At 40.8% G+C, this 5,551-nt stretch carries 5 protein-coding genes; 4 read left to right on the top strand and 1 reads right to left on the bottom strand.

What is annotated here, in order from left to right:
- Window positions 1-499 precede the first annotated feature (499 nt).
- Together B4H32_RS03250 and B4H32_RS03245 are read left to right on the top strand one after the other, a co-directional pair.
- On the top strand, window positions 500-1,495 hold the full coding sequence (locus B4H32_RS03250; protein ID WP_004682265.1) for a zinc-dependent alcohol dehydrogenase family protein: 996 nt from the start codon (window positions 500-502) through the stop codon (window positions 1,493-1,495).
- Window positions 1,485-2,534, top strand: a complete 1,050-nt coding sequence (locus B4H32_RS03245; protein ID WP_286799962.1) for a zinc-dependent alcohol dehydrogenase family protein — start codon at window positions 1,485-1,487, stop codon at window positions 2,532-2,534. Before B4H32_RS03250 ends, B4H32_RS03245 begins: the two co-directional genes overlap by 11 nt.
- A gap of 284 nt (window positions 2,535-2,818) precedes the next feature.
- On the opposite strand, the gene B4H32_RS03240 is transcribed toward B4H32_RS03245, so the two are convergent.
- Window positions 2,819-3,718, bottom strand: coding sequence for a LysR family transcriptional regulator (locus tag B4H32_RS03240; RefSeq protein ID WP_286799964.1), 900 nt, complete (start codon window positions 3,716-3,718; stop codon window positions 2,819-2,821).
- Window positions 3,719-3,853: 135 nt separating this feature from the next.
- On the opposite strand from B4H32_RS03240, the gene B4H32_RS03235 reads away from it, so the two are divergent.
- Both B4H32_RS03235 and B4H32_RS03230 read left to right on the top strand, forming a co-directional pair.
- Window positions 3,854-4,594: an SDR family oxidoreductase gene (locus B4H32_RS03235; protein ID WP_286799958.1), complete on the top strand. Its 741-nt coding sequence runs from the start codon at window positions 3,854-3,856 to the stop codon at window positions 4,592-4,594.
- 72 nt (window positions 4,595-4,666) lie between these two features.
- The coding region (locus tag B4H32_RS03230; RefSeq protein WP_286799954.1) for a zinc-binding alcohol dehydrogenase family protein at window positions 4,667-5,551 on the top strand (885 nt) is incomplete at its 3' end.

Raw genomic sequence — 5,551 nt, 5'->3', positions numbered from 1 at the left:
TTTTTTTTGTCTTCAACCTGATTAGGCATCAGACCTCCTTATTCGCTAGCATTAATACTATAGTACCCCATAGTATAAAAAAAGCAATAATTTTTATAAATCGAAAATTAAAAAGATCTTTAGCGAAAATTTTCTATCCCTGTTTTTTAGTTTTTTTTAAATTAACATCATAGAGCTTATGCGAAAGTCACAAAAAAAAATGGGACTTTTAGCTCCCATTTTTATTTTGGCTCATGTTCTTTGTAATGCTGGGACCTTTTAGAATTATGTTTCCAACTTTTAGCCACTTTGTAGATATTTTGAACATTTCAAGCCTTGAAAATACTACCGACAGTTTAGATTAAACTGCCTTTACAGACTGTACTAGAATATTTTTAGTGAGCGGATGATATTTATTATTCATTATTTAGGAATTATTAAATCCTATAAATATCATTTATTGGATTAATTTAGTTTGGTACTGTGCATATGATCCCCCAGTTAAGAATAAGGAACAACTATGAATAAGATGATGAATGCTCTTATCTTAGAAAATTTTGGTGATCATGAATTTACATGTACAGAACTCCCTATACCTCAACCAGAGGCTGGGCAAGTTCTAGTACGTATTCATGCCAGTGGTGTAAACCCTATTGATTATAAAATTCGTCTTGGTGAAGCACCATATGCTATGCCAGAGCTTCCTGCCGTGTTAGGAACAGATATGGCTGGGGTTGTAACTGCTGTTGGTGAAGGTGTCACCCACTTCAACGTCGGAGATGAAGTTTACGGTCTGATAGGTGGCGTTCGTGGTCTTCAAGGATCTTTAGCAGAATATGTTGTAGCAGATGCTGATCTGATCGCATTAAAGCCACGGAATATTTCTATGCGCGAGGCAGCAGTACTACCATTGACTTTTCTCACCGCTTGGGAAGGTTTAGTGGATAATGCGAAGGTCCAACCAGGGCAAACTGTACTGGTTCAGGGTGGTGCTGGTGGCGTTGGTTATATGGTTGTTCAGCTTGCAAAAGCACTTGATGCAATTGTTTGGGCGACTGGTCGTACAGCTGATCAATCACTGATTTCAGAACTCGGTGCAACACCTCTCGATTACACAACAGCATCTTCCGATGACATTATTGCTGCAAGCCCTGAGGGTCAAGGTTTTAACATTGTTTACGACACTGTGGGTGGTCCAGTACTCGAAGCTTCACTTTCCATGACAACTCACTATGGCCACATTACCAGCTGTGCTGCATTTGGTAATCATAATTTAGCGAGTTCATCTCTACGGTGTGCCACAGTGTCTGGCGTATTCGTCCTAATGCCGATGTTAACAGGCAATCGCCGTGCTCATCATGGTGATATCCTTAAGATCGCGACTCGTCTCGTTGAGGAAGGTAAACTGCGTCCTATTGTTGATCCTCGTGATTTTACTCTAAACCAAGCGATTGAGGCTCATGATGCTGTTCAAGATCGCTCTGCCAATATTAAGGTCGCGATTGATGTCATTTAACGCACTTCAGGCCAAGACTTGGCGCTTCAATAGTATTGGAGATACAGATGTTCTGACATTAGAAACACTTCCTGTGGCTTTACCAGCAGCAGGAGAAGTTCTAATCCAGATGAAAACGATCGGACTTAACCGGGCTGATGTAATGTTTCGGCGTGGTACTTATATTCAAAAGGCAGTATTCCCTTCTCGTCTGGGATATGAGGGAGCAGGCATAGTTCTGGCAATAGGTGAAGGTGTACGCCAATTTTCTCCAGGAGATGCAGTATCGATTCTTCCGACTGACAATCTAGCCAAATATGGGACATATGCGGACAAGCTTCTGATTCCAGAAACTTTCTTAGTTCACAAACCCGATAGTTTAAGCTGGGAAGAAGCTTCTTCAATCTGGATGCAGTATTTGACGGCTTGGGGTGGTGTAATCCATGCTGGTGGAGTTTCGAAAGGCAAAACGATCTTGATCACAGCAGCTTCAAGTAGCGTAGGACTAGCTGCGATACAGATAGCTGAAGCAGCGGGTGCTAAGGTCATTGCAAGTACACAGACGATAGAGAAAAAGCAACGTTTACTGGATCTCGGTGTTAAAAATGTTATAGCCACTGAAGATGAACCAGATTTGTATGAGGCGCTTGTTTTACGTTTAGGTGGAGAACATCTTGATGTCGCCTTCGATGCTGTAGGAGGGCCTCATATTGAACAGATTGCAAAAGCGATGTCTGTAGGAGGAACGATGGTTATGCATGGTGCACTTAGCCCTGAGATCACACCATTCCCCCTTAAAGTTGCATTACGCAAGAGCTTAACCATGCGAGGTTTTTTGTTCCTTGAGGTTCTGCATGACCCTGTTCTAAGGGAGCAAGCCAGACGATTTATTCTTAGCAGTATAGGTGCAGGATATCTTCGTCCAGTGATCGACTGTTGCTTTAACTTTGAGGACATGCATGACGCTCAGCGCTATCTTGAATCAAATCAGCAAATAGGAAAAATTGTAGTTACTCTAGGGCGTGTTGAACATTCGCAAATAGGCACTGCTGATTGCTAAAATTGTTCCAGACAAGGCACAAAGCGACGATAATGCAGATGCCTTAGCGAGATTTGTAACGCAGTATGGGGCAATTTTAGCATCAGCCCGCAGGGACAGGACTCTTTTTTGCCGCTTCATCGTTAAAAATAAGCGCTTAGAATGACTAAACTTATTATTTTTAACATCGAATCGCCTAAAAAATAGTCGCTGTCAGTGCCATGGTCGAATGTTCAACACGCCCTAGATACATGATGGTCTTATCTGATTTCTACTTTCTAGAAAAAAGGTTAGTTCCATCTGATTCAGGTTTCTATATGGCCCAACACTTCCGCTAAGTAATCAAACAATGCTCGGATTCGCAAAGGTGTCGGGCCCCGCTGTGGACGATATAAATACAGGCGCCAAACGGGAGAGGTTTCCTCATGAAGTATCTGAATGAGCTTACCACTCCTAAGCCACGGCAAAACTAGAAATCCAGGCATGTGTCCGAATCCAACGCCAGCGAGAATCGCTTGAAATTCAGCTTCTAGATCATCTGTAATAAAACGGGGATTTGATGGCGTGAAGCTTCGACTTTCGGTGAATGTCCATGGCCAGTAACGCCCTGTTTTATGATCGACTAGTGCTGTTAGAGGGTATTTATCTAGGTCAATAATTTTTTTGGGCATTCCAACCTTATCAATTAACTCTGGCGTACCCACAGAATAAAAGTTCACTTTAGCCAATTCCCTTGCCACATATCGATTGTCCGGCAAAAATCCAAATCTGATCCCGATATCTATCCGCTCATCGATCACATCCGAGTGTGAATCTGTTAGCACACAATCCACGACAATATCTGGATAACGTGTGGCAAATTCTGCTAGTGCAGGTACTACCAATTTACGCCCTAACACAGACGACACAGTAAGACGGACAGTCCCACGCATTTCATCTCGTTTTTCCTTGGTGTCTTTTACAAACAAAGCATCGATCGATCCCACCGCAAAACGTGCTTGCTTTGCCAAACGCTCACCATCAGCAGTAATTTTAATTTGTCGAGTACTCCTGTAGAACAGAATCTCTCCGCGCTGCTCTTCTAGTTCTTTTATTGCCCGTGTCACTAGCTGCGGGGAAATACCGAGCTGAGTTGCTGCCTCTTTAAAATTTCGAGACTCTGCTGCGACACAAAAGATACGCATCATTTCCAATTTGTTCTGCATGTCCAATCCTGTGTTATGGTAATTATTCCGTAAATAGGAATTCTGAAAGATAATATTATTCATTTATTATACCTAACAAGGCTGTAATACTTAATCCATCAAATATGATTGACAGATAAGTTGAAGGTTACTTGTATGAATAATATCGAAAATAAAGTTATTGTTATCACAGGTGCAAGTAGTGGTTTAGGTGAAGTTACTGCTCGCTTACTTGCTAAAAAAGGTGCAAAGGTTGTACTTGGTGCTAGACGTACTGAAAAATTAGAGGCTATTGTTCACGATATTCGTGCTGAAGGTGGTCAAGCTGAATTTATTGGTATGGATATAACCAAACCACATGAAGTACAAGCACTTATTGAAAAGGCATTAAGCGCATTTGGTCAAATCGATGTATTGGTAAACAATGCTGGATTAATGTCTATTGCACCATTAAGTGAGCTAAAAGTTGATGAATGGGATCGTATGATCGACATTAATATTAAAGGTGTTCTTTATGGTATAGCAGCTACCCTACCTGTTTTCCAAAAACAAAACTTTGGACACTTTATTAATCTCGCATCTGTTGCAGGGATAAAAGTATTTAGTCCAGGAGGTACTGTTTATAGCGGTACTAAGTTTGCTGTAAGAGCCATCTCTGAAGGACTTCGTCATGAAGTTGGGGGAACAATTAGAACGACGACTATTGAGCCTGGTGCAGTTGAGTCAGAACTAAAATTCGGTTCTTCTCATAAAGAAAGTTCAGAGTTCGTTACGGATTTCTACAAACAAGCCATACCAGCTGACTCAGTCGCTCGTGCAATTGCTTATGCAATTGAGCAGCCTGCGGATGTAGATATTAATGAAATTGTTTTGCGCCCAACGAGCCAAGCGTTTTAATGATTGAATAACATAAAATGGGAGCACCTCGCTCCCATTTTTACTATATTTTTTAAAGTTAAGGACAAATCTATGAAAGCCGTATCATATGTTATCAATAACCATGATGATTTTAAAAATTCATTGGTAGATATTGAAAAAGCGAAACCTACACTTAAGGAGCGTGATGTACTGGTAAAAGTTCAGGCAATCTCTGTGAATCCAGTGGATACCAAAGTGAGAAAAAATTCGTCTGAAGCAAATAATCGTATTTTAGGTTGGGATGCTGTTGGTGAAATTGTTGAAATTGGCCCAAAAGTTACCTCGTTTAAAGTAGGAGATTCTGTTTGGTATGCTGGCGATTTAACCCGAGATGGTAGTAATGCTGAGTTTCAAGCAGTCGATGAACGAATTATCAGTCTTAAACCCATTACAGTATCTAATGCAGAAGCAGCAGCATTGCCATTAACTGCAATAACCGCATGGGAAATGTTGTTTGATCGGTTTCAAATTTCAGAAACAGAAGTTGGCAGTATTTTAATTATTGGTGGTGCAGGCGGTGTAGGATCAATCGCGATTCAACTCCTAAAAACAAAAACAAATCTGACCGTTATAGCAACAGCTTCACGTGAAGAAACGAAATCTTGGGTGGAATCACTTGGTGCCGACCATGTCATTGATCATAGCAAAGATTTAAATGCACAAATCGAGACACTAGGCATTGAAAAACCAAAGTATGTATTCTCTACAAATCATACAGACACCTATATCAAGCAAATAGTTTCTCTGATTGCACCACAAGGCAAGCTTGGATTGATCGATGATCCACAAACATTTGATATTATGCCGTTTAAGACTAAATCTATTTCTATCCATTGGGAGTTGATGTTCACCCGCTCAATGTATGAAACCGATGATATTGAAAAGCAAGGTGATCTATTGCAACAGGTTGCTCAATTAGTTGACCAGCAAAAAATT

Source organism: Acinetobacter sp. UBA2063 (assembly GCF_002333245.1).
Lineage (GTDB): Bacteria > Pseudomonadota > Gammaproteobacteria > Pseudomonadales > Moraxellaceae > Acinetobacter > Acinetobacter parvus.
Note: the sequence above shows the minus strand (reverse complement) of the source record. Positions and strands in the feature narration are given on the sequence as shown.

Bases quoted from the DNA above. Each gene is read 5' to 3' on its own strand.
- B4H32_RS03245 (WP_286799962.1), top strand. From the start codon at position 1,485: ATGTCATTTAACGCACTTCAGGCCAAGACTTGGCGCTTCAATAGTATT.
- B4H32_RS03235 (WP_286799958.1), top strand. From the start codon at position 3,854: ATGAATAATATCGAAAATAAAGTTATTGTTATCACAGGTGCAAGTAGT.
- B4H32_RS03250 (WP_004682265.1), top strand. From the start codon at position 500: ATGAATAAGATGATGAATGCTCTTATCTTAGAAAATTTTGGTGATCAT.
- B4H32_RS03240 (WP_286799964.1), bottom strand. From the start codon at position 3,718: ATGCAGAACAAATTGGAAATGATGCGTATCTTTTGTGTCGCAGCAGAG.